Raw genomic sequence first — 16,313 nt, 5'->3', positions numbered from 1 at the left:
CTTGTCCCATGTCGCCTCCCTGTCACACGCGGGCGAGCGTCTCGCAGAGGAACTGCTGGTAGGCGCGGTCCCAGTCCTCTTCAGGCTCCGGCTGGTCCTGCGGGTCGGCCCGTGGCCCTGTGTCGCCCTGGTCCTGTGGCGGCAGGTCCCCCGCGGCTGGCGGGGGCTGCCGCGGCGGCGTCGGCCGCAGCTCGACGCCGGGGACGTCCACGCCGGCCGTGACGCCGGGGGCGGCGTTCTTCGCGATGAGGGCCTCGGACATGCGGTCCATCTGCGACCACAGCACCATGTTCTGGCGGTCCACCAGCACCGGGGCGTCGCCACCCTCGACCGGGGGTTCGCCGATTTCGTCGCGGTACCGGTTCAGCGTGTAGGCGCCGTTACGAAGCCGGGTGTCGCGGATCTCCTCAATGACCTTCGAGTCACGGTAGTCGATCTCACCGAACTCCATGTGCCAGCCGTCGACCCCGAACCCGAGCTGCACCAGGTGGTAGTTCAGCTTCTCCAGGATCAGATTGGCGATCGGGATGACGGTGTTGACGCGGAACGTCTTGTCCTGCGCCTCACCGGTGCCAGAGCCGAGGTTGCCGGTTTCGATGATGCCGAGCTTCGCCGGGGGCACGCCGAACGCGGCAATGATCTGGTCACGGAGCTGCCGGTCGGCGTCGAGGTAGTCGGTGACCTTCCGCTGGTCGAGGACGTTGACGGCGCCCCCGTTGGTGGTGATAACCGGGGTGCCGACGGCTTTCGGGCCGAGGTTGAACACCGTGTACTGCTCACGCCAGCGTTGCACGTCGGTGTCCTGCGCGTTCTGCAGATCGACGTGGACACGCGGCGGGTCGCCGCGGCGGAAGCACTCCTTGAGGGTGGCCATCGTGAACAGCCACGCCGTGACGGGCAGCAGCACCTTCTGTGCCGGGCTGACGCCGTACAGGCCACCGCGGGGCGCGTCGAGGCTGATGTGGATGACCTGATCAGGCGTGAACTTTGCGGTGCGGACGCCGTCGACGTCCTGCACGTACCCGGACACCTCGCCGTGCTGGTCGGCGATCACTGTCATCGTGGTTGCGTCGAGCGTGTACAGGGCGACGGGCTCGCCGAGCAGGGTCACGACCTCGATGTAGGCGTCGCCGAACAGCATCAGGTCGGTGGCGGCGCAGCGCAGCAGCTGCACCATGTCCTCGCGCGGGTTGACGAACTTCACCAGCCTCCGCAGGCGCGGCACCTGAGCAGGCTCGGCCGGGACCTCGCCCTCCGTGTCGGCGCTGTCGGCGACGATCTGCAGGCCTCCTGCGGTCACGGTCCGGGCGATCAGGTCGACGCTCGCGGACACCCAGTTGCACGACATGTACGCCTGGTGCAGCTGGAACAGGACCTGCTGCCGGTCCGAGCCGGCCGCTACCAGTGTGGACGCGGAAGTGCTGAGCGGGATGCCGTACTCGTAGCCGACACGCCGCACCTGTGCGGGCGTTGGCGGGGCGACCGTGGCTTCGTCGACGGGCGCGGTCTCGACGACCGGGTCAGACCCGAAAGCGTTGCGGAGCCAGCTCACAACCCCCACGGGTCACCTCCCTGCAGGATCGGGAAGCCCCCGATGGACGGCACCGCCGGGGCAGGCCGGTTCGGGTTGGAGGCTGCGGGTTCGAGGGTGGTGAGCGTGGGCTCGGCCTCAGGGAAGTGGAAACGCGTCTCGTTACCCAGGTTGACCAGCAGGTATCTCAGCGCGTCCGATGCATGGTCGTCGGCGGTGGTGTCGGCGTCCTCCGGGTCGCCCTTCGTGGCGTGCGGCAGGTCTGACAGTTCCCGGTACAGCTCGGGAACCGTCGAGAACATGTGGATCATCGGACAGGTGTCCCAGCCCTGGGCCCGGTGGTGCGGGCAGGCGGCCCCCTCTTTGAGGTAGGAGCGCACGCGCTGCCAGCCAGTCACCCGGGATCCAGGGCCCTTTCCGGCTTGGGCGAGGTGTACGCCGTTCTCGGCATACACCTGGGCGATCGGTTTGGCGTCGCCACGGGTGGCCCACATCGCATCGTCTGCGAACCGCACCGCAATGCGCTCGTCGGGGCTCTCTGCAGCGAGGATCTGCCGCGCCTGGTCGGCCTCGCCGACACCGCGGCGGTAGATCTCTCGGTAGATCCAGACGCGGCCGTCTTCGTCCTGCGCACCCCACAGAGTGCACCAGGGGGCTGTGTAGCCCCAGTCGACGCCGTTGTACCGCTTCCATGTGGCGGGGAGTTCGATCGGCTCGATGACGTGCCGGTCGCGCTTCAGCTCGGGGAACATTTGGCCTTGGAACACGTCCCAGTCACCGTCCAGGAAGGCGGAGCGGAGTTTGCCGTCGAGGGCTTGAAGGTCTTGGGCGTACTCCGGGTTGACGTGCGGGTTGTCCGAAAGCTTCGACGGGATGAAGCGGACAGTGCGGCCACGGATGTCGGTGATGACCTGCTGCCCGTAGTTCGTCGGCTTGATGTAGCGAGTCTTGACCGCGCCGTGGCCGGCGCCGCCCGGGTTGCTGCCGGAGCGGATGCCGATGACGGGGATGTCGCGGCGGCCGGACCGGAGGCGGGACTCCAGGAAGCTGATGACGTCGGGGGGCGTCAGGGTGCGTTCGTCGAAGGTGAGTTTCTGGTACTGGCCGCCCTGCCTGCGGGTGGCGTCCTGCACGCTCTCCGCGTACCGGTACATGATCAGGCTGCCGTTTGGGAACCTGAGCTCGTACTCGGTGCCGTTCCACTTCGCGCCCAGCTTCCGCGCGAACCCGGCCTGCGCGAGCTCGGCGATCAGCGACTCCTTCAGCTCGCCGAACGTGCGCCGGAACGCCCCGATGCGAAGCCCCGGGTAGAGGATGCAGTCCCGGAGGTCGTCCATGAGGAGGGCCCTGGTCTTGCCCCCGCCCGCGCTTCCGCCGAACAAGACGTCGAACTCTGTGGCGGCGTGGAAGATCTGCTGTTTCGGAGTCGGCTCGTAGTCGAGCTCTCCGAACACGTCGCGGGGCTCGAAGGCTCGGGCGGCGTGTTCGACCCAGTCGATGGTGGCGGTCATGGTCACCGCCTCCTGGTTCAGTCCGAGGCGAGGGCCCGCAGGTGTCGCGGCACGACCTGGGACACGAGTGCCTGCTGATCGGGTGTCAACTGCAGGTCGCCGAGGATCTTCCTGATGACCTCAGCGACCAGCGCGCCTTGGGACTCCGCCAGTCGCACCCGTCGTTCTTCGATGCCGGCCCGGATGGCTGCCTCGCACACCTTCACCAGGTGGGCACGCTCTTGCTGGTACAGGCGCAGCCAGACGTTCGGCGCGGCTTCTTCGGTCGTCCCGCGGTCTTCGCCGCCGGATTTCTCCCGGGTGATGCCCCAGACGAGGGGGTGTTCGCGGTCTGTGCCGTCGCCGACCGCTTCGGATTCGATCTCTTGGACGCGTTCGCGGAGCCATTGGACGTGCCCGGCGGTCCATTTCACTTCGTCGAGGAGGGCGTCAGTGGCGGTCGTTTCGATCTTCAGGCCGTAGGTTGCCACGAGAGCTGCCGCTTTCTCCTCGGTGATGCGCCGCGCCGCGGCCCTGAGGGATTGTGGTGCTTTGCCGCCATGCTTTTGACACACCGTCTGCCCGTCCATCGGCCACAGTTCGCACTGCAGGCCGGTTCGTTTGGCGCGCCCCCAGCAGCGGCGCCGCCCGTCGGCCCGGTATTCCTTGAAACCTTCGGGCAGTTGGCGTCTGCGGCTGACCATCACGCGCCGCCGGTCTGCCAGTGGTCGGGCAGCATGCTGGGCGGCTCGGGCGCGTCCTCGGGGTGGGGTTCGGGCTCGCAGTCGCAGCCGGGCAGGTCGGTCTCGTTCGGCGCGCTGCAGCTGCCGGCGTGGATGAGGGCGGCGGCGTCCATGCCGATGGCGTGCGCCCCGCACGCGTACATGGTGACCGTGGTGTCGTCGGCGGTGGGCAGCGGCGGGAACACGGGGGCGGCCTGCTGCGGGTCGGCGAGGAGGATGCGTTCTTGGCGGCGTTCCTGCTCGGCTGCGACGTGCGCGGCGAGTTCGTCGGCCGTCGGCCGCCGCCGCCAGTTCACGACCGCTTGGCCGCCGCAGGCCGCGCACACGGGGCCGGCCGACAGGGTTGGCGTGGTGGGCTCGGGCGCCGGGGCCGCTTCGGGGAACTCGGGTGAGGGCGTGGACATGAGGGTGCTCCGAGGGCCAGGTGGTGTTGTGCGGGATGCCGTCAGGTGATGTTGATCATCCCGAACGGGATGACGGGGATCTCGGGGCTGTCCGTGATCCGCACCCACATCGTGTAGCGGCCGACTGCCAGTGCCACGGCGCCGCCGGGGCCGACGAGGCAGTGCGCGATGTACGCGTTGCCGGGTGTGCGCGGCTGGGTGCCGTCCCACGATCCGGTCTTCCAGTCGCCGGACGCGGGTTTGGCGCCGTTGTCCGTTGGGGTGAACGCGAACTCCACCACGTCGCCGGTCGGGTTGACCGGCACACCGGCCGACGTGGCGGTGACGGCGGCGGCCACGAATTCGAGGGACAGCGCGGATTGGGTGATCACGGCGCCTCCTTGACCGTCCACGGGCCGGGCGCTTCGACCACTGTCCAGTTCCGGGGAGCCTGCCCCGCCGTCCACGGGGTGGGGAGGGGGGCGGCGGTGATGACGGTGTCGCCGCGGGTGGAGTGCACAGTGCCGCTGGCAGTGAAGGAGGCCGTCGCGGTGAGGGCGGCGACCCCGACGAGGTCCGTGGTGCCTGCCGCAGCGAGGGCTGCGGTCGCAGCAAGTCCGGCCGTTGCGAACGTGGCCCGGACGCCGTCTGCGGTGAGCGCTGCGGTGGCTGCAAGGCCTGCGTCGGCGAGAGCAGCACGTTGGCCGGCCGCCGTGAACGATGCGGTGGCGCCCAGGGCGGCATCACCGGTCGTTGACCGCTGTCCGGTCGCGGTAAGGGTTGCCGTCGCAGTAAGGGCGGCGTCGCCGCTGGGGGTGATGGTGCCGCTCGCGGTCAGGGTCGCGGTGGCGGTCAGGGCCGCGCTGGTGGAGGTGGTGCGGGTGCCGTCGGCGGTGAGGCTGGCGGCGGCGGCGAGCGCTGCATCGCCTGCGGTGGTGCGCACCCCAGACGCGGTGAGGGTGGCGGTCGCGTTGAGGGCCGTGTCGCCGCTGGCGGTCCGGACGCCGGTGGCGGAGAGCGTGGCGGTGGCAGCCAGTGCGGCATCGCCCGAGACGCTGGCGCCGACGTCGGCGCCGGTGAAGTCGTCGAACCTGAGAACGTTCGATGACTCGGCGCGGAGGCCGACGGACGTGCCCGTCGTGACCGCTGTGTTGGTGGCCGTGACCTGGGCGACGCCGTTGACGAGGCCTTTGATCGTCGAGCCGACGGCCTGGATCTTCGCGACGTCGCCTGCGACGGCGGCTGCGGAGTAGGTGCCGATGTTGGTGAACGATCCACCGACGACGCTGAACAGGTCCCAGCTGGTGCCGTTGTTCCGCCACAGGTAGCCCTGGGTGAGGGTGGAATCGCCGCGGCACCAGACACCGTGGCTGACGGCTCCGGTGGCGGCGATCGTCACCTGCGCGCTGTTGTCGCTGGTGCTCATCGCGGTGGCGGCACGGATGATGATCGTGCCGCCCGCGCTCCCCGACGAGAGCTGCTGAGAGACGATCGTCCAAAGGCCGGACGAGTCAACCCAGTTGGCGCCCGGGGCGCCGTTAGCACGGTTGAAGTCGTCGAAGAAGCTCGTCACGAGCCCTCCCCGTCAGGGCGTCACGCTGCCTGCGCCCCGAGCGAAGCGGTGAGCGTGTTCAGGTTGAACTGATCGGCCGAAGCCCATGCCTTCGGCGTCGTCAGCGCGACGGAGAACTCGAACGATCCGGCGCTCGCTGCCGTCCACACCGAGATGTGGGTGAGCGTCTCACTGGTACCTCCGTTCGTCCACGCCGACGGCGGAGTGCTGAGCGACAGCGCCGACCCGGACGACGAGCTGGAGAACACGAACGAGTTGCGGGTCGTGGAGCCAGCACTGATGTTGGAGGTGCCTGCGGCGCCGGGGTCGCCGGTGTGAAGCTGCACGAATGTGCCTGCGACGGCGCTGTAGGCGGCGCCTCCGTTGCCGGTGGTGCGGAGGGTGTTGAGCCAGCCCGAAACCAGCGCGGGGGCGAGTCCTGCGGTCACTGCTCGTCCTCCTCGGGCGTCGGGTCGGTGGTGTCGGTGTCGGGCTCAGGGTGGGGCTGGGCGGGGGTGACCTCACCGGAGGCTTCGAAGATCAGGGTGAAGGTGTGTTCGTCGGCCACGCGGCCTCCTCAGGTGCGGGCGCTCCGCGGCGCGGGGGTTGGTCACGATCTGATCGCCGTCGTGTACGCGGCGTTGGGGCGCTGCCATGCTTCGCGGCATGTCTGATGCGACCGTTACGCCCGCTGTCCCGCCGCTGCCCGAGAATCCGCCGCCGACGAAAGGACGTTGGCGCCTCCCGCTGGTGACGGGGCTCGCGGGTCTCGTCGTTGGGGCGAGCGCCGTCGGCTTGGCGTGGGGGCTGTCCGGCGGCGGCTCGTCGGCTCCGGCGTCGTTCACGTTGCGGGGCACGATGACGCTGACCGGGGACAACGTGCCGTCCGGAGACACGTCCGAGGAGTGCACGGGCTACGAGGGCTACGAGGACATCGCAGAGGGTGCGAGTGTCACCGTGTACGACTCGGCGGGGACGGTCGTGGCCACCGGCGCGCTGGGTACGGGCAAGCCGGACTCGGCGTCGTGCGTGTTCCCGGTGCGGGTGCCGGATGTTCCGGGCGGCTCGAAGTTCTTCCGGGTCGAGGTGTCGCACCGGGGGCAGATCACGGTGACGGCTGCGGAGGCGAAGGCGGGGAAGTTCGAGGCGTCGCTGGGCTGACGTTCAGTGGGCCTGCAGCACGTGCACGGCGGTCGGCAGCAGCCACAGCCCAAGGGCGGCGTAGGCGAGACGGTCGCGGGGGATGCCGTTCGGCAGCGTCGCGGCCAGAGCGAAGAGGACCAGCGCGATCGTGTAGCAGAAGACGTTCAGCATCGAGGTCACCCGTCCAGTGCTGCGCGCACGAAGGCGTCCTTGGCTTCCAGGAGCTTCCGCAGGCCGACGGTGAGTTCGGGGCCGTCCGGGAGCGCCTGGACCATCTGCTCGGCGAGGTCGTGGCACGGCTTGCTGACGGCCTGGAGGTGCTCCGGGAGGTGCGCGTAGTCGAAGTAGCGGGCGACGTGCGCGGTGCCCGGATGGCGGCTGCTGGCGTCCATGGAGGTCTCCAGGGTCTCTATGCGTCCAGGACTGCGATGAGGAGGTGGTCGGGGATGTCGGCGACCTGCTCCCATGTCCACCGGTAGTGGTGCATCAGCACGATGCGGACGAGGTCCATCACGCGGCACTCCTCAGCTGCGGTCGCGTTCGAGGATGGTGCGGGCGATCGAGATCCAGCTGTCCGCGAGGCTCTCCAACCGCTGCATGAGCGAGTGGTCGGTAACGACCTCAGCGTTCAGTAGGAGCCGGGCGGCGTGCGCAAGGGAGCTGTCCACGGTGAGCGGGTCGGCCGCGGCGGGCGCGGGAGTCTGGTTGTCGCTCACGCGCCACCTCCGACTGGTTCGAACGCGATCAGCTCGGTCACGCGCAGCAGCCCGGCGCGGGACGGGTGCGGGTCCCAGGCCATGGAGTCGTCGACCCAGACCACGGCGTGGCGTACGCCGCGCTCGGACGGACCCCATGCCATCCCGTACGGCACGTGCGTTGTAGGCGGCCGGAGGAGAGGTCGGTAGCCGTGGGCAAGGCAGAAGTCGCGGAGCCGCTCTTCCCAGTCGTCGTGCTCGATGAAGTGCGGCACCTCGTCGAGCTGGAGGTCGAGCAGCGAAGCGACCGCGGCCTGGAGGCAGTTGCCGGGACGGCCGGACGGGTCGCCGTGCAGGATCGACTGGGCGACCGGTCTCACGCGGGGATCCAGCGGCCGTCGCGCACGAACCCGTGGTCTCCGCAGCCGCGGCACAGCAGGCTCGGGCTGAGCGTGACCGGGTCGAGGGACTCCACCGTCCACTTCGGGGCGCCTGGGTGCACCTGCCGCTGCACAGGTCCATCGAAGGTGGCGAAGCTGCCGACGCAGAGGCCGCCGTCGGGCCTGGGGTGGTCCACGATGAGGCCCCAGCGCTCGACGTCGGGGATGCCGTCGTACTGGGGATTGAGGTCGCGGTCGGGTGCCCAACAGGTGAAGCGCGCCGTGTGGCCGTGGCCGAGGTCGAAAGACTCGCTCATTGCGCCTCCGTCTCGTCAAGCAGGTACGTCAGCAACCAGCCGGAGCGTTCGTTGACCTGCGAGGGCGCCCAGCCGAGGCGCTGCCCTGCGAGGAAGTAGACGTAGGCGGGGGTCGTCACCGCCTTCTTGCAGGCTCGGCAGGACTCGAACCTGCAACGCACGGTGTTGGAGACCGCTGCTCTTCCAATTGAGCTACGAACCCAAGCGACCGCCGGTCCGCGGGGCGAAAGGTCCGCGACTAACCAGCGATCACCCGAGGACGCTCTACCACTGAGCTACCAGCAGACCGTGCACGGCCTTGTCGCGGCTGGACGGGACTCGAACCCGCGTCTTCCCCTACGTGGCACCGGCCAGATTTGAACTGGCGACCTCTGGGATATGAGCCCAGCGAGCTGACCTAGCTGCTCCACGGTGCTTCGTTCAGGCTAACCGTCGGCTGCGGCGATACCGATCGGGTTTCCTGGTTCCGCCGTCGGCCGGGACCCTCAGCCCGACCGGCGGCGGACGACTATGCGGCGGCGTAGGTGCGCCGGGCGCGTTCGCGGGTGGCTTTCTCGGCACGGATCACGTCGATCGCAAGGAAGAGCGGTCGGCCTCGAAAATCGTGGCCCACTTCGGTGAGCACTCCGCGGTACTTCCAGTTGCGGACCACATTGGGCGAGACCTGGGCTGCTTCTGCGGCCTGCGCAACGGTCCATCGGGTGGTCGTGAGATCCACCGACAGGTCAATCACGGTAGCCTCCTCACGGCCCGGAAATCACGAAAGGCCCCGCGTGCGCGCGAGGCCTTCTAGGCATGATGCTCCGCCAGAGAGGATCACGCATGATGACCGGTCCCGTCAAGCTGCGGCGATGACTTGACCCGTCAGCGTCTTGACGTAGTCGTCGTACTCCGCGCTGGTCATTACGCGCTGGCAGTCCGGGTCGCGGCATTCGATGTACGGGCGGTCGTCGATGAGCCGCAGATCACGCGACTCCACCAGGTATGGGCCCTTGCATCGAGGGCACGGCGCGAGGCGCTGAACGTCGCGCTGCTCGTCCTGTTTCGTGAACCGAAGTACAGACCTGTACCAGCCAGAGGCTTGGCTGCCTGGGTTGGCGTTATCGCGGCCCCAGGATTCGTCGGCGGCGGGGTGGTGCTGCATGGCCCAGTTCCAGTGCGCGAGAAGCACGCGGGTGATTCCCTTGATGTTCTCTGCGTTGCGCGCGACGGGGGTGGGCTCGTAGTCGGTGTGCCAGATGTTCTGCAGTTTGAGGATGTCGGCTTGGAGTTCTTCCATGCCGCTGACGATCTGGTCGACGAAGAGCATTGCGGCTTGGCCAGGCCATGAGGCGACGCTGATGCGGCCGATGGTTCCGGTCAGCTTGGTTACGGTGCCGAACAGGGCTTCGAGATGCATGTCGGAGATCAGTAGTCCGGGGAGTGCGGCGAGTTCTGCGCGAGTGTTCTCGACGCACCCCCAGCATTGGGCGGGGTGGCCCCAGGTCGGCTGTATGTAGTGCTCGGTTCCGGTCTGTTCGCGGGCGGCTTCGGCGCGGCGCCAGGCGTTGTTGCACGGACCAGGGCAGGGAGTGGGCATGGCGGGCCTCCCGGGGCGTGTGCGGCTTCTGAGGCCAAGTATGCACACGCAGCGTGACAATGCCGGGGGTTACGGCTGCGGGAGGAGTTCGCGGCCCTCGCAGCCGCACGGCTCGAACCGCCAGGCGTACTCCCACTGCCACTCGGGGCCGACAACCCACGCTGGCGGACCGGTGAGTCGCCACACCTGGGTCGGCCCTTCGCAGTACCAGCCAGTGACCACGTTCCCCCAGGGACGGAACGCGACGGACGCCTTGCACAGAGGGCATCGCTTGAACCCCCACAGCAAGATGGCTGCCACGTCCAGCGGGTGGAGCAAGGGCGTCGGGAGGTAGTCGCCCGGGGTGTACGGCACGTGGTCGGCATCGTGGCCGCACCAGAGGCCGCACCGGTCGCCCTCTGCGGCGACAACGCAGCACTGGTGCTGTTGGTCGTAGTGCCGGAGCCAGCGATGGGCGTCGGTTTGAACGCGGCGGAAAAGAGCGTTGTCGATCACGTCGTCTCCTCGGTCCAGCCGTAGGCTTCGGCGAGGTTGCGGACGGTGTCGCAGCCGTCCTGACCGCAGATCACGCACTCGGCCTCTCCTTTGTGCGTGCACGGGCCGCCGCACTCGCTACAGAACAGTTCGCCCACAGGCTCGACGGCCAGCTCGACCACGGTGTGCGGCGTGGTGTGGAGCGCGAGGGTCTTCCGGTCGGCGGCGATCCGGCGCAGCACGGCGGCGGGGTCGTTGTCGGCCATGAACTGGCCGGGCGCCGGATCCAGGTAGTCCTGCGATCCGACGGCGACCATGAAGCCGGAGGGCCCCGTGGCGTTGAGGCTGCCGTGTGCTTGGTACTCCCAGTCGGTGCTTCCGGTCTCCTTCGCAGCCGCCTCCGCACGCTGCTGGGCCGCGTCCAGGGTCTCCCGCAGCCACGCCACCATCCGGTCCGTGTTCGTCACGCGTCCTCGCCCCATTCGACCGCCGTGAGCACGTGGCGGTCGCAGTAGTCGCCCTGCGTGGCCTTCTGCCAGCAGCGCACCCCGGGTTCGTCCGGCTCGCAGCGGGACATCAGCCACGAGTGCCACAGCCTCACGGCCGGGCGGCGCATCCGGTATCAGACGTTCGACAGCCGGATGCGCCACTTCGGGATGCGCCGCACGACAGAGGTGTACGGGCCCGTTCCGATGGTGGAGGCGACACGGAGGAGGCCTTCCCCATCAATGGAGATCATGGCGCCGCGCGGCAGCGGATCCACTGTTGTGATCGTCGTGTCCGTCACTGCTGCTCCTCGGTCGTGGCCCACTCGAACCGGATCCCAGCAGCACGCAGGTCTGCGGGGAGCGTGGCCGTCAACTCCTCGGCGAGCTCCGGAAGCTTCCGGTCCAGCCACGCCCTGTACGCGGCCTCCCGCTCCCGGGCTTCACGGGACGCCTCGTCGAGGAGGGCGAGGAAGTCGGCCAGCGGCTCGGCGCGCCCGGTCACGACTGCCCCTCGGGCGAGACGTTCCCGTACTTCCGTTGCCACTCAACATCCTGCTTGCCGAGGCCGTACTCGTGCATGGTGCGGTCACAGACGACATCGGTGTACGCCTTGTCGATCTGCTCAATGGTGCGCCCCATGGTGCGGGCAATCCTCTCCGGATCGCTCGGCCACTCCGCTTGCTGCGCAAGATAGTCGCAACCCTTCAGGCGCCGCTCGTAGTGGTATTGGAAGTCGGCGCACTGCCGGGCCAACGCCTGGACGAGTTGGGCGAAGTGGTGCGCAGGATCGCCCTCCCTGTAGAGGCGGCCGGACGCGGGATGGGAGTAGCCGGAATCGCTCATGCCGCCAGTATGCGACCCCCGCGCGACACCTCGCGCAGCAAAGCGGCCCCGCCCGAACCGGACAGGGCCGTCACGTGTCCGTCAGCTCCAGTCGCCGAACAGGCCGCTGTTGAGCTGCGCCATGCAGATGTTGTAGCCGCCCGACGCGTGCCCAGTCTTCGTGTGCCCGTCCACGGTCACCGAGCAGTTGATGTCCCCGGAGCCCTGCAGCTGGGCGTTCAGCTGGTAGTACATGGCGTCCTTGTTCAGGGGCAGCGTCGCCTCGAACTTGCCGCCCTTGAACGTGCCCTTGCGGGTGTCGGTGTCGGAGCCGTACTGGATGTCGAGGCCCCCGAGCGCCCCGGCGGGTGCGGTGCCCCACACCTTGAACTCGACGGTGTGGCTGGCCTTCTTCGACGGGGCGCTACTGGCCTTGGCGTCGCTGCCGCCGGTCTTCGCGGTGCCCTTGGTGCTGGTGTCGTGTGACGCGGCGACCGTGCCGCTCGATGCGCTGCTGGTCTTGTTGCCGCCACTGGTGGCGACCGCGGCGATGACGGTGATCACGACGATGAAGCCGAAGACGCCGGCGCAGCCGAGGCCGAGGATCTTTCCGACGTTGCGCTTCTTCGGCGGCTGCGCCGGTGCTCCCCAGCCGGGTTGTGTCGGTGCTCCCCATCCGGGCTGCTGTTGCGGGAACTGCCCTGGCTGCTGCGGGTATTGCTGGCTCATGTGCCCCCCTGGTGCTGTTGTGCCGTGGCGGGCGAATCTAGCGGATGTAAGCGCGCGGTGAAGGCGGCGTGCGGTTGCTGTGACACGACCGTGGCAGACGGCGTGTACGCCGAAGGGCCCACTTTCCGTTTCCGGGGTGGGCCCTGGGCTGTGCGACGGGGTCAGGTCTGCGGGCTGCCCTCCCAGTCGCGGGCGACGTCCAGGGCGCGGCGCAGCGCGGAGGCGAGCGGGAGGCGCTGCACCTCCGGCACGAAGACGGTGCGGTCGACGTCGGCGGGCTGTCCAGTGGCGTCGCGGTCGTACACGGTGTACGCGAGCCGCATCCCGTCGCCCTCGGGCCGGACCGTGAGCGTGTCGCCCCAGTCCGTGGTGGTCCATTCGCGGCGGTCGGTGAGGGCGTCGATCAGGCCGGGCACGTCTACGGTCCGCATCGGATACTCGGGCCCGTCCGGGGTGACCTGGACGTGGGCGCACTCGATGATCTGGATCTCGACCACGCCGTTGCCGACGTCCTGGCGCAGGCCCTCGGGGATGACCCTCAGGCGCGTCCCTTCGTCCGTGGTGTAGTCCCAGGGTTGCGGGGCGAGTTCGGCGATGACGATGTTTAGGGCGTCGCGGAAGTCCATGAGGTTCTCCGATCGGTCGAGTCAGGCGGCGTGCTGTTCGCTGGTCTGGTCGGCACCAACGGCCCGTTCGCATCCGCGGCATGGGGTGATCGCCCCGAATACGTAGGCGTCGGTTTTGTGCCCGGTCTTCCCGCAGGCGGCTTCCAACTCGTCCCACCAGCGGTTGTCGGCGGGCCGGCGGACGCGGTGTTCGGTGCGGCCGTTGACGAAGCGGACCCCGCGGATCGGGAACTCCTCGGCGGGGGTCTGGGGTGTGGCGGCGGTCGTCACTCGTCCTCGTCTCGGTGGATGTCTTGGTCGTTGCTGTCCCAGGCCCGGTCGTAGCGGGCGGCTTCGGCGGGTGTTTCGTCCCAGTCGTGTTGCCGGGGCTCGGTCGGCTCGTCGAGCCGCATGCCTTGGATCATGCGCCAGGCGCTCGCCCGCGCGGTCTCGCGGCTGACCTCCTTGAGGACGCGTTCGGCGTTCTCGGGGATGGGTTTGCCGTTTTCCAGGGCGTGGATGGCGTCGTCGATGGCGTACAGGGAGCGTTCGCCGCGGCGTTGCCGGGCCTCCGGGGTGTTGATCCACTCGTGTTCGCGCATCAGTCGTAGTCCTCTCCTTCACGCTTTGCCACGTGTACGTCGCCCATCCAGATGCGCCGCCCCGCCTCATTGACTTCCCGCTCCGTCTGGCGGGCGCCGGTCTCGGCGCGTTCGAAGGCGCGCCAGAACTCGGTGCCGTGCGGGGCTCCGCCGGGGCGGGTGGCGTGGGTGAGTTCGTGAGTCAGGACATGGCGGACCATGGACGGGGTGAGCTGGAAGGTCTGCCAGGCGATAGTGACCTCGTCCCGATCCTGGCCGGGACGCTGGACGTGCTTGCCCCACCGGGTGCGGCCGATGTCCCCGGCCTTCACCGTCGGCATGGGACGGCGGTGTGCCATGCGGGACCAGATCTGTTCGGCTTCGGTCTGGATCCACCGGGTTCCCTCGCGGCTGTACCAGTCGATGAATGTCTGCGCCGCGTTCGGGACTGCGGTGGAGTCGAGTTCGAACCAGTAGCCGGTGCCGTATCCGGAGGCGCGCCGCAGTGTGACGTCTGGGTTGTCGAGCAGGCGGAGGCGGGCGGATCGGCCCAGCCACAGGAAGCTTTCACCGCCGATGAATTTCTTGACGGGATGGTCAGGCGCGAACTGCTTTGCTTTGAGCAGCATGGCGCCGATCCGGTCCCGGTTCTTCGACAGCAGTTGGATCACTTCTTCGGGGGTGGCGTCGGCAGGGACGTGGAGGGTGATTCCATCGTTGCCGGGGCTCATGGTCAGACCGAGCGTCTTCCGGCGGGCGCTCACGCGAACGTCCGTGATGTGCTTGGCGAGACGCGGGTCGGCGGCGACGGCTTCGCGGATTGCCGCGACGATCGCAGTGGTCATCGTGGGCTCCTAGGCGGCGAGGGCGAGTCGGGCGGCGGCGAGCTTGAACTCGGCGCGGCGGGGCTTGTAGTTGAGGGCGATGACCGAAACCTGCTGGGGCGTGTACCGCAGGCAGTCCCGCATCCGGCGTCCGGCGTGGATGCGGCCGGGGGTTCCAGTGATGCCGAGTTTGGCGGCGACTTTGCGGAGGGTGCCGACCATGCTGGCGGCGTCGCGATGACTGAGGCCCTGGGCCATGGCGTGGGAGGCGAGGGTGCCGGTGCCGCGACGGTTGATGCGGGCGGCGGCGCGCTGGGTGCGGGTGCGGGCCTTGAGTGTGGCGCGGCGGGTGCGGTTGGACTGGAGCATTGGGTTCCCCCTGGCGGTTCGTTCCCCTCGTTCGGGGTGTACGTACACCTTAGCCACGGGTGTACGTACACCGCAAGGGGTTCGCCCTACCCAGCTGTACGTACACCAGGTACCGTGAGACCCATGCCTGACCAGCCGAAGACACAACATCGATCAGTCCGCATCAGCGACGACGACTGGCGCGACCTGCTCGCCGCAGCCAAGACACAAGGCAGCGACCGAGGGGGGGTCATCAAGGAGCTCGTCGCCTGGTATCTGCGTCGACCTGGAGTCACACAGCCGAAGCGGCCAGAGGCAAAGGACTGGAATACCGGCGACGCCTGATACCTCGAACCGGCCCCCGTTCCCCCACGGCCCGCGCCGTACCCATGGCGAAGGCCCCGGCGGATGCCGGGGCCGAGGGCTCGCGGTAGGTCAGTCGTTCACGTCGGTGACCCATTCGAGGCTGTCGCCGAACTCGCGGGCGAAGTCGTCGACCTGGACGGCCGGCTGGGGGGTGGCGGCGGGGGCCTGGTCGTCGGGGGCGTCGTCGGGGTTGCTGGTCATGGCGTCAGCCCTTCTTGGGGTATCCGTGGCCGGCGGGCGGGTACCTTCCGGCGGCTGCTTCGGCTTTGTCGCTGATGAGGCCATCCATGACGACGTCGTTGAAGTCGGGGTCGCTGTAGTGGCCGTAGGAGGCGTCCATGTGGTCGAGGAGGCGCCCGGTGCGCTGGTCGTCGTCGCGTCGGGATTCACGGCGGATTCCCATGATCACCTTCCGGCGTTGTCGATGAGCCACTGCCCGTATTCACGGTCAGCTTCGGCATGGATCTCGCCGCGATCCCAGCCGACCTTGACGGCTTGGTCGAGCGCGGGCTGGACGTGCAGCAGGTCGTGCATGCGGGTGGCGCAGCCGGCCCGCTGCAGTTTCTGGTTGTCGACGAGCAAGTGGATGGCGAGTGCCCGGAGTTCACGCCGGTCGGTTTCGGTGTAGGCGGCGGGGGCGCCTGGGGTGACGATGCCGACCAGGAAGTCGGGGACGTCGAGCGGCTGGCACATGGTGTTCTCCTTTGGTTAGAGGTCGCGGTCGGCGGCGAGTTGGGCGGCGCGGTCGAGGTAGAGCAGGACGGGTGCGGGGCCGGTCTGCTGGTCATTCCAGCTGGGCACAGTCGCCGCGTCGGGGAAGTCGCGCTGGATGGCTTCCAGCAGCAGCACGCAGGCGTCGTCGGCGAGGTGCCGGTTGCCGGCGGCTTCGATGCGGATGGCGCCGAGCGGGCAGCGCCGCATGCCGACGTCTTCACGGAGGCCGCCCTGCAGCCAGCCGTTGGTCTCGATGTAGACGCGGGCGCGGTGCAGGAGGTCGGCGAGCGGCGCGCTGTACGGGCTGAAGGCCGGGGTCAGGGTCGGGGTGAGCGGGAGTGGCGCCGTGATCTCGGGCAGCACCTCGGCTGCGATGTGGGCGGTGTTGACCTCGAAGGCGACGGCGGCCTGGTCGAGGCGGGCGGTCATGTCGACCAGGCGCAGCGCGAGCCGGGTGTCGAGGTCGAGGGCGGGGGGCGGGCTTGCCGGGGCAAGGGTGGTCGTGGTCATGTGAGGGTTGCCTTCTGCGCGCTTGGCGCGTGGTGGGTG

The 16,313-nt window shown here is 68.9% G+C and carries 33 protein-coding genes and 2 tRNA genes; 2 read left to right on the top strand and 33 right to left on the bottom strand.

Translation table 11 applies throughout. From position 1 onward, the window contains the following. Positions 1-22 precede the first annotated feature (22 nt). The 8 genes from ACWCRD_RS03010 to ACWCRD_RS02975 are packed head-to-tail and all read right to left on the bottom strand — an operon-like array spanning position 23 to position 6,267. Positions 23-1,561 (bottom strand): phage portal protein, encoded by a 1,539-nt coding sequence (locus ACWCRD_RS03010; protein ID WP_450964191.1) that lies wholly within the window; start codon positions 1,559-1,561, stop codon positions 23-25. Further along, complete coding sequence (locus tag ACWCRD_RS03005; RefSeq protein ID WP_450964190.1) at positions 1,549-3,042, bottom strand: terminase large subunit domain-containing protein; 1,494 nt, start codon at positions 3,040-3,042, stop codon at positions 1,549-1,551. The genes ACWCRD_RS03010 and ACWCRD_RS03005 overlap by 13 nt, the downstream gene beginning before the upstream one ends. Before the next feature lie 17 nt (positions 3,043-3,059). Beyond that, entirely contained in the window at positions 3,060-3,725 is a 666-nt protein-coding gene (locus ACWCRD_RS03000) for a hypothetical protein (RefSeq protein ID WP_450964360.1), read from the bottom strand. Further along, entirely contained in the window at positions 3,725-4,168 is a 444-nt protein-coding gene (locus ACWCRD_RS02995; RefSeq protein WP_450964189.1) for a hypothetical protein, read from the bottom strand. Before ACWCRD_RS02995 ends, ACWCRD_RS03000 begins: the two co-directional genes overlap by 1 nt. Positions 4,169-4,209: 41 nt before the next feature. Then, positions 4,210-4,539, bottom strand: a complete 330-nt coding sequence (locus tag ACWCRD_RS02990; RefSeq protein WP_450964188.1) for a hypothetical protein — start codon at positions 4,537-4,539, stop codon at positions 4,210-4,212. Further along, a complete protein-coding gene (locus ACWCRD_RS02985) occupies positions 4,536-5,720 on the bottom strand; it encodes a hypothetical protein (protein ID WP_450964187.1) in 1,185 nt (394 codons plus the stop codon). The genes ACWCRD_RS02990 and ACWCRD_RS02985 overlap by 4 nt, the downstream gene beginning before the upstream one ends. Positions 5,721-5,740: 20 nt before the next feature. After that, entirely contained in the window at positions 5,741-6,148 is a 408-nt protein-coding gene (locus ACWCRD_RS02980; RefSeq protein ID WP_450964186.1) for a phage tail fiber protein, read from the bottom strand. Then, positions 6,145-6,267 (bottom strand): hypothetical protein, encoded by a 123-nt coding sequence (locus ACWCRD_RS02975; protein WP_450964185.1) that lies wholly within the window; start codon positions 6,265-6,267, stop codon positions 6,145-6,147. Before ACWCRD_RS02975 ends, ACWCRD_RS02980 begins: the two co-directional genes overlap by 4 nt. Before the next feature lie 98 nt (positions 6,268-6,365). Between ACWCRD_RS02975 and ACWCRD_RS02970 the strand changes: the two genes are divergently transcribed. Continuing rightward, entirely contained in the window at positions 6,366-6,860 is a 495-nt protein-coding gene (locus ACWCRD_RS02970; protein WP_450964184.1) for a hypothetical protein, read from the top strand. 3 nt (positions 6,861-6,863) lie between these two features. Here the strand turns inward: ACWCRD_RS02970 and ACWCRD_RS02965 are convergent, their stop codons facing one another. The 21 genes from ACWCRD_RS02965 to ACWCRD_RS02865 all read right to left on the bottom strand — a co-directional run bounded on the left by ACWCRD_RS02965 (position 6,864) and on the right by ACWCRD_RS02865 (position 14,705). Then, the gene (locus ACWCRD_RS02965) at positions 6,864-7,022 is read right to left on the bottom strand and encodes a hypothetical protein (RefSeq protein ID WP_450964183.1); all 159 of its coding nucleotides are present in this window, start codon (positions 7,020-7,022) and stop codon (positions 6,864-6,866) included. After that, the gene (locus ACWCRD_RS02960; protein ID WP_450964182.1) at positions 7,019-7,234 is read right to left on the bottom strand and encodes a hypothetical protein; all 216 of its coding nucleotides are present in this window, start codon (positions 7,232-7,234) and stop codon (positions 7,019-7,021) included. The genes ACWCRD_RS02965 and ACWCRD_RS02960 overlap by 4 nt, the downstream gene beginning before the upstream one ends. Positions 7,235-7,366: 132 nt before the next feature. Further along, positions 7,367-7,558, bottom strand: coding sequence for a hypothetical protein (locus ACWCRD_RS02955; RefSeq protein WP_450964181.1), 192 nt, complete (start codon positions 7,556-7,558; stop codon positions 7,367-7,369). Further along, positions 7,555-7,917: a hypothetical protein gene (locus tag ACWCRD_RS02950; protein ID WP_450964180.1), complete on the bottom strand. Its 363-nt coding sequence runs from the start codon at positions 7,915-7,917 to the stop codon at positions 7,555-7,557. The genes ACWCRD_RS02955 and ACWCRD_RS02950 overlap by 4 nt, the downstream gene beginning before the upstream one ends. After that, positions 7,914-8,234, bottom strand: coding sequence for a hypothetical protein (locus tag ACWCRD_RS02945; protein WP_450964179.1), 321 nt, complete (start codon positions 8,232-8,234; stop codon positions 7,914-7,916). Before ACWCRD_RS02945 ends, ACWCRD_RS02950 begins: the two co-directional genes overlap by 4 nt. Continuing rightward, positions 8,231-8,353, bottom strand: a complete 123-nt coding sequence (locus ACWCRD_RS02940; protein ID WP_450964178.1) for a hypothetical protein — start codon at positions 8,351-8,353, stop codon at positions 8,231-8,233. The genes ACWCRD_RS02945 and ACWCRD_RS02940 overlap by 4 nt, the downstream gene beginning before the upstream one ends. A gap of 10 nt (positions 8,354-8,363) precedes the next feature. Further along, positions 8,364-8,436 (bottom strand) — tRNA-Trp (locus tag ACWCRD_RS02935). A 139-nt stretch (positions 8,437-8,575) separates the two neighbouring features. Continuing rightward, positions 8,576-8,650 (bottom strand) — tRNA-Met (locus ACWCRD_RS02930). 92 nt (positions 8,651-8,742) lie between these two features. Next, complete coding sequence (locus tag ACWCRD_RS02925; RefSeq protein WP_450964177.1) at positions 8,743-8,967, bottom strand: hypothetical protein; 225 nt, start codon at positions 8,965-8,967, stop codon at positions 8,743-8,745. A gap of 105 nt (positions 8,968-9,072) precedes the next feature. Continuing rightward, on the bottom strand, positions 9,073-9,813 hold the full coding sequence (locus ACWCRD_RS02920) for a hypothetical protein (RefSeq protein ID WP_450964176.1): 741 nt from the start codon (positions 9,811-9,813) through the stop codon (positions 9,073-9,075). 69 nt (positions 9,814-9,882) lie between these two features. Beyond that, positions 9,883-10,308, bottom strand: a complete 426-nt coding sequence (locus ACWCRD_RS02915) for a hypothetical protein (protein WP_450964175.1) — start codon at positions 10,306-10,308, stop codon at positions 9,883-9,885. Continuing rightward, the gene (locus tag ACWCRD_RS02910) at positions 10,305-10,754 is read right to left on the bottom strand and encodes a DUF6221 family protein (RefSeq protein WP_450964174.1); all 450 of its coding nucleotides are present in this window, start codon (positions 10,752-10,754) and stop codon (positions 10,305-10,307) included. Before ACWCRD_RS02910 ends, ACWCRD_RS02915 begins: the two co-directional genes overlap by 4 nt. A 155-nt stretch (positions 10,755-10,909) precedes the next feature. Further along, positions 10,910-11,074, bottom strand: coding sequence for a hypothetical protein (locus ACWCRD_RS02905; RefSeq protein ID WP_450964173.1), 165 nt, complete (start codon positions 11,072-11,074; stop codon positions 10,910-10,912). Further along, positions 11,071-11,277 carry a hypothetical protein gene (locus ACWCRD_RS02900; RefSeq protein ID WP_450964172.1) on the bottom strand — a complete coding sequence of 69 codons (207 nt, stop codon included), beginning with the start codon at positions 11,275-11,277 and terminating at the stop codon, positions 11,071-11,073. The genes ACWCRD_RS02905 and ACWCRD_RS02900 overlap by 4 nt, the downstream gene beginning before the upstream one ends. Then, the gene (locus ACWCRD_RS02895; protein ID WP_450964171.1) at positions 11,274-11,618 is read right to left on the bottom strand and encodes a hypothetical protein; all 345 of its coding nucleotides are present in this window, start codon (positions 11,616-11,618) and stop codon (positions 11,274-11,276) included. Before ACWCRD_RS02895 ends, ACWCRD_RS02900 begins: the two co-directional genes overlap by 4 nt. 81 nt (positions 11,619-11,699) lie before the next feature. Continuing rightward, positions 11,700-12,326, bottom strand: a complete 627-nt coding sequence (locus tag ACWCRD_RS02890) for a hypothetical protein (RefSeq protein WP_450964170.1) — start codon at positions 12,324-12,326, stop codon at positions 11,700-11,702. Positions 12,327-12,487: 161 nt separating this feature from the next. After that, entirely contained in the window at positions 12,488-12,952 is a 465-nt protein-coding gene (locus ACWCRD_RS02885) for a hypothetical protein (protein WP_450964169.1), read from the bottom strand. 21 nt (positions 12,953-12,973) lie between these two features. Next, the gene (locus ACWCRD_RS02880) at positions 12,974-13,222 is read right to left on the bottom strand and encodes a hypothetical protein (RefSeq protein WP_450964168.1); all 249 of its coding nucleotides are present in this window, start codon (positions 13,220-13,222) and stop codon (positions 12,974-12,976) included. Continuing rightward, positions 13,219-13,533: a hypothetical protein gene (locus ACWCRD_RS02875; protein WP_450964167.1), complete on the bottom strand. Its 315-nt coding sequence runs from the start codon at positions 13,531-13,533 to the stop codon at positions 13,219-13,221. Before ACWCRD_RS02875 ends, ACWCRD_RS02880 begins: the two co-directional genes overlap by 4 nt. Then, positions 13,533-14,357, bottom strand: coding sequence for a YgjP-like metallopeptidase domain-containing protein (locus tag ACWCRD_RS02870; RefSeq protein ID WP_450964166.1), 825 nt, complete (start codon positions 14,355-14,357; stop codon positions 13,533-13,535). The genes ACWCRD_RS02875 and ACWCRD_RS02870 overlap by 1 nt, the downstream gene beginning before the upstream one ends. A gap of 9 nt (positions 14,358-14,366) precedes the next feature. Next, entirely contained in the window at positions 14,367-14,705 is a 339-nt protein-coding gene (locus ACWCRD_RS02865; protein ID WP_450964165.1) for a hypothetical protein, read from the bottom strand. A 123-nt stretch (positions 14,706-14,828) separates the two neighbouring features. On the opposite strand from ACWCRD_RS02865, the gene ACWCRD_RS02860 reads away from it, so the two are divergent. Continuing rightward, positions 14,829-15,029 carry a hypothetical protein gene (locus ACWCRD_RS02860; protein WP_450964164.1) on the top strand — a complete coding sequence of 67 codons (201 nt, stop codon included), beginning with the start codon at positions 14,829-14,831 and terminating at the stop codon, positions 15,027-15,029. 90 nt (positions 15,030-15,119) lie between these two features. Here ACWCRD_RS02860 and ACWCRD_RS02855 read toward each other — a convergent pair whose 3' ends face one another. Genes ACWCRD_RS02855 through ACWCRD_RS02840 form a run of 4 tightly spaced genes read right to left on the bottom strand, consistent with a single transcriptional unit; the run spans position 15,120 to position 16,274 of the window. Then, entirely contained in the window at positions 15,120-15,251 is a 132-nt protein-coding gene (locus ACWCRD_RS02855; RefSeq protein ID WP_450964163.1) for a hypothetical protein, read from the bottom strand. A gap of 4 nt (positions 15,252-15,255) precedes the next feature. Continuing rightward, positions 15,256-15,453, bottom strand: a complete 198-nt coding sequence (locus ACWCRD_RS02850) for a hypothetical protein (RefSeq protein WP_450964162.1) — start codon at positions 15,451-15,453, stop codon at positions 15,256-15,258. A 2-nt stretch (positions 15,454-15,455) separates the two neighbouring features. Next, positions 15,456-15,743: a hypothetical protein gene (locus ACWCRD_RS02845; RefSeq protein WP_450964161.1), complete on the bottom strand. Its 288-nt coding sequence runs from the start codon at positions 15,741-15,743 to the stop codon at positions 15,456-15,458. Positions 15,744-15,758: 15 nt separating this feature from the next. Further along, the gene (locus tag ACWCRD_RS02840) at positions 15,759-16,274 is read right to left on the bottom strand and encodes a DUF6197 family protein (protein ID WP_450964160.1); all 516 of its coding nucleotides are present in this window, start codon (positions 16,272-16,274) and stop codon (positions 15,759-15,761) included. Positions 16,275-16,313 lie beyond the last annotated feature (39 nt).

The organism is Streptomyces sp. NPDC002092 (genome assembly GCF_053593775.1).
This window is presented reverse-complemented; position numbering and strand designations above follow the sequence as displayed.

What these genes read in the sequence shown, in the direction of transcription:
- ACWCRD_RS03005 (WP_450964190.1), bottom strand. Translation starts at nt 3,042, where the DNA reads ATGACCGCCACCATCGACTGGGTCGAACACGCCGCCCGAGCCTTCGAG.
- ACWCRD_RS03000 (WP_450964360.1), bottom strand. Translation starts at nt 3,725, where the DNA reads ATGGTCAGCCGCAGACGCCAACTGCCCGAAGGTTTCAAGGAATACCGG.
- ACWCRD_RS02995 (WP_450964189.1), bottom strand. Translation starts at nt 4,168, where the DNA reads ATGTCCACGCCCTCACCCGAGTTCCCCGAAGCGGCCCCGGCGCCCGAG.
- ACWCRD_RS02970 (WP_450964184.1), top strand. Translation starts at nt 6,366, where the DNA reads ATGTCTGATGCGACCGTTACGCCCGCTGTCCCGCCGCTGCCCGAGAAT.
- ACWCRD_RS02960 (WP_450964182.1), bottom strand. Translation starts at nt 7,234, where the DNA reads ATGGACGCCAGCAGCCGCCATCCGGGCACCGCGCACGTCGCCCGCTAC.
- ACWCRD_RS02945 (WP_450964179.1), bottom strand. Translation starts at nt 8,234, where the DNA reads ATGAGCGAGTCTTTCGACCTCGGCCACGGCCACACGGCGCGCTTCACC.
- ACWCRD_RS02920 (WP_450964176.1), bottom strand. Translation starts at nt 9,813, where the DNA reads ATGCCCACTCCCTGCCCTGGTCCGTGCAACAACGCCTGGCGCCGCGCC.
- ACWCRD_RS02895 (WP_450964171.1), bottom strand. Translation starts at nt 11,618, where the DNA reads ATGAGCGATTCCGGCTACTCCCATCCCGCGTCCGGCCGCCTCTACAGG.
- ACWCRD_RS02890 (WP_450964170.1), bottom strand. Translation starts at nt 12,326, where the DNA reads ATGAGCCAGCAATACCCGCAGCAGCCAGGGCAGTTCCCGCAACAGCAG.
- ACWCRD_RS02885 (WP_450964169.1), bottom strand. Translation starts at nt 12,952, where the DNA reads ATGGACTTCCGCGACGCCCTAAACATCGTCATCGCCGAACTCGCCCCG.
- ACWCRD_RS02875 (WP_450964167.1), bottom strand. Translation starts at nt 13,533, where the DNA reads ATGCGCGAACACGAGTGGATCAACACCCCGGAGGCCCGGCAACGCCGC.
- ACWCRD_RS02870 (WP_450964166.1), bottom strand. Translation starts at nt 14,357, where the DNA reads ATGACCACTGCGATCGTCGCGGCAATCCGCGAAGCCGTCGCCGCCGAC.
- ACWCRD_RS02865 (WP_450964165.1), bottom strand. Translation starts at nt 14,705, where the DNA reads ATGCTCCAGTCCAACCGCACCCGCCGCGCCACACTCAAGGCCCGCACC.
- ACWCRD_RS02860 (WP_450964164.1), top strand. Translation starts at nt 14,829, where the DNA reads ATGCCTGACCAGCCGAAGACACAACATCGATCAGTCCGCATCAGCGAC.
- ACWCRD_RS02855 (WP_450964163.1), bottom strand. Translation starts at nt 15,251, where the DNA reads ATGACCAGCAACCCCGACGACGCCCCCGACGACCAGGCCCCCGCCGCC.
- ACWCRD_RS02850 (WP_450964162.1), bottom strand. Translation starts at nt 15,453, where the DNA reads ATGGGAATCCGCCGTGAATCCCGACGCGACGACGACCAGCGCACCGGG.
- ACWCRD_RS02845 (WP_450964161.1), bottom strand. Translation starts at nt 15,743, where the DNA reads ATGTGCCAGCCGCTCGACGTCCCCGACTTCCTGGTCGGCATCGTCACC.
- ACWCRD_RS02840 (WP_450964160.1), bottom strand. Translation starts at nt 16,274, where the DNA reads ATGACCACGACCACCCTTGCCCCGGCAAGCCCGCCCCCCGCCCTCGAC.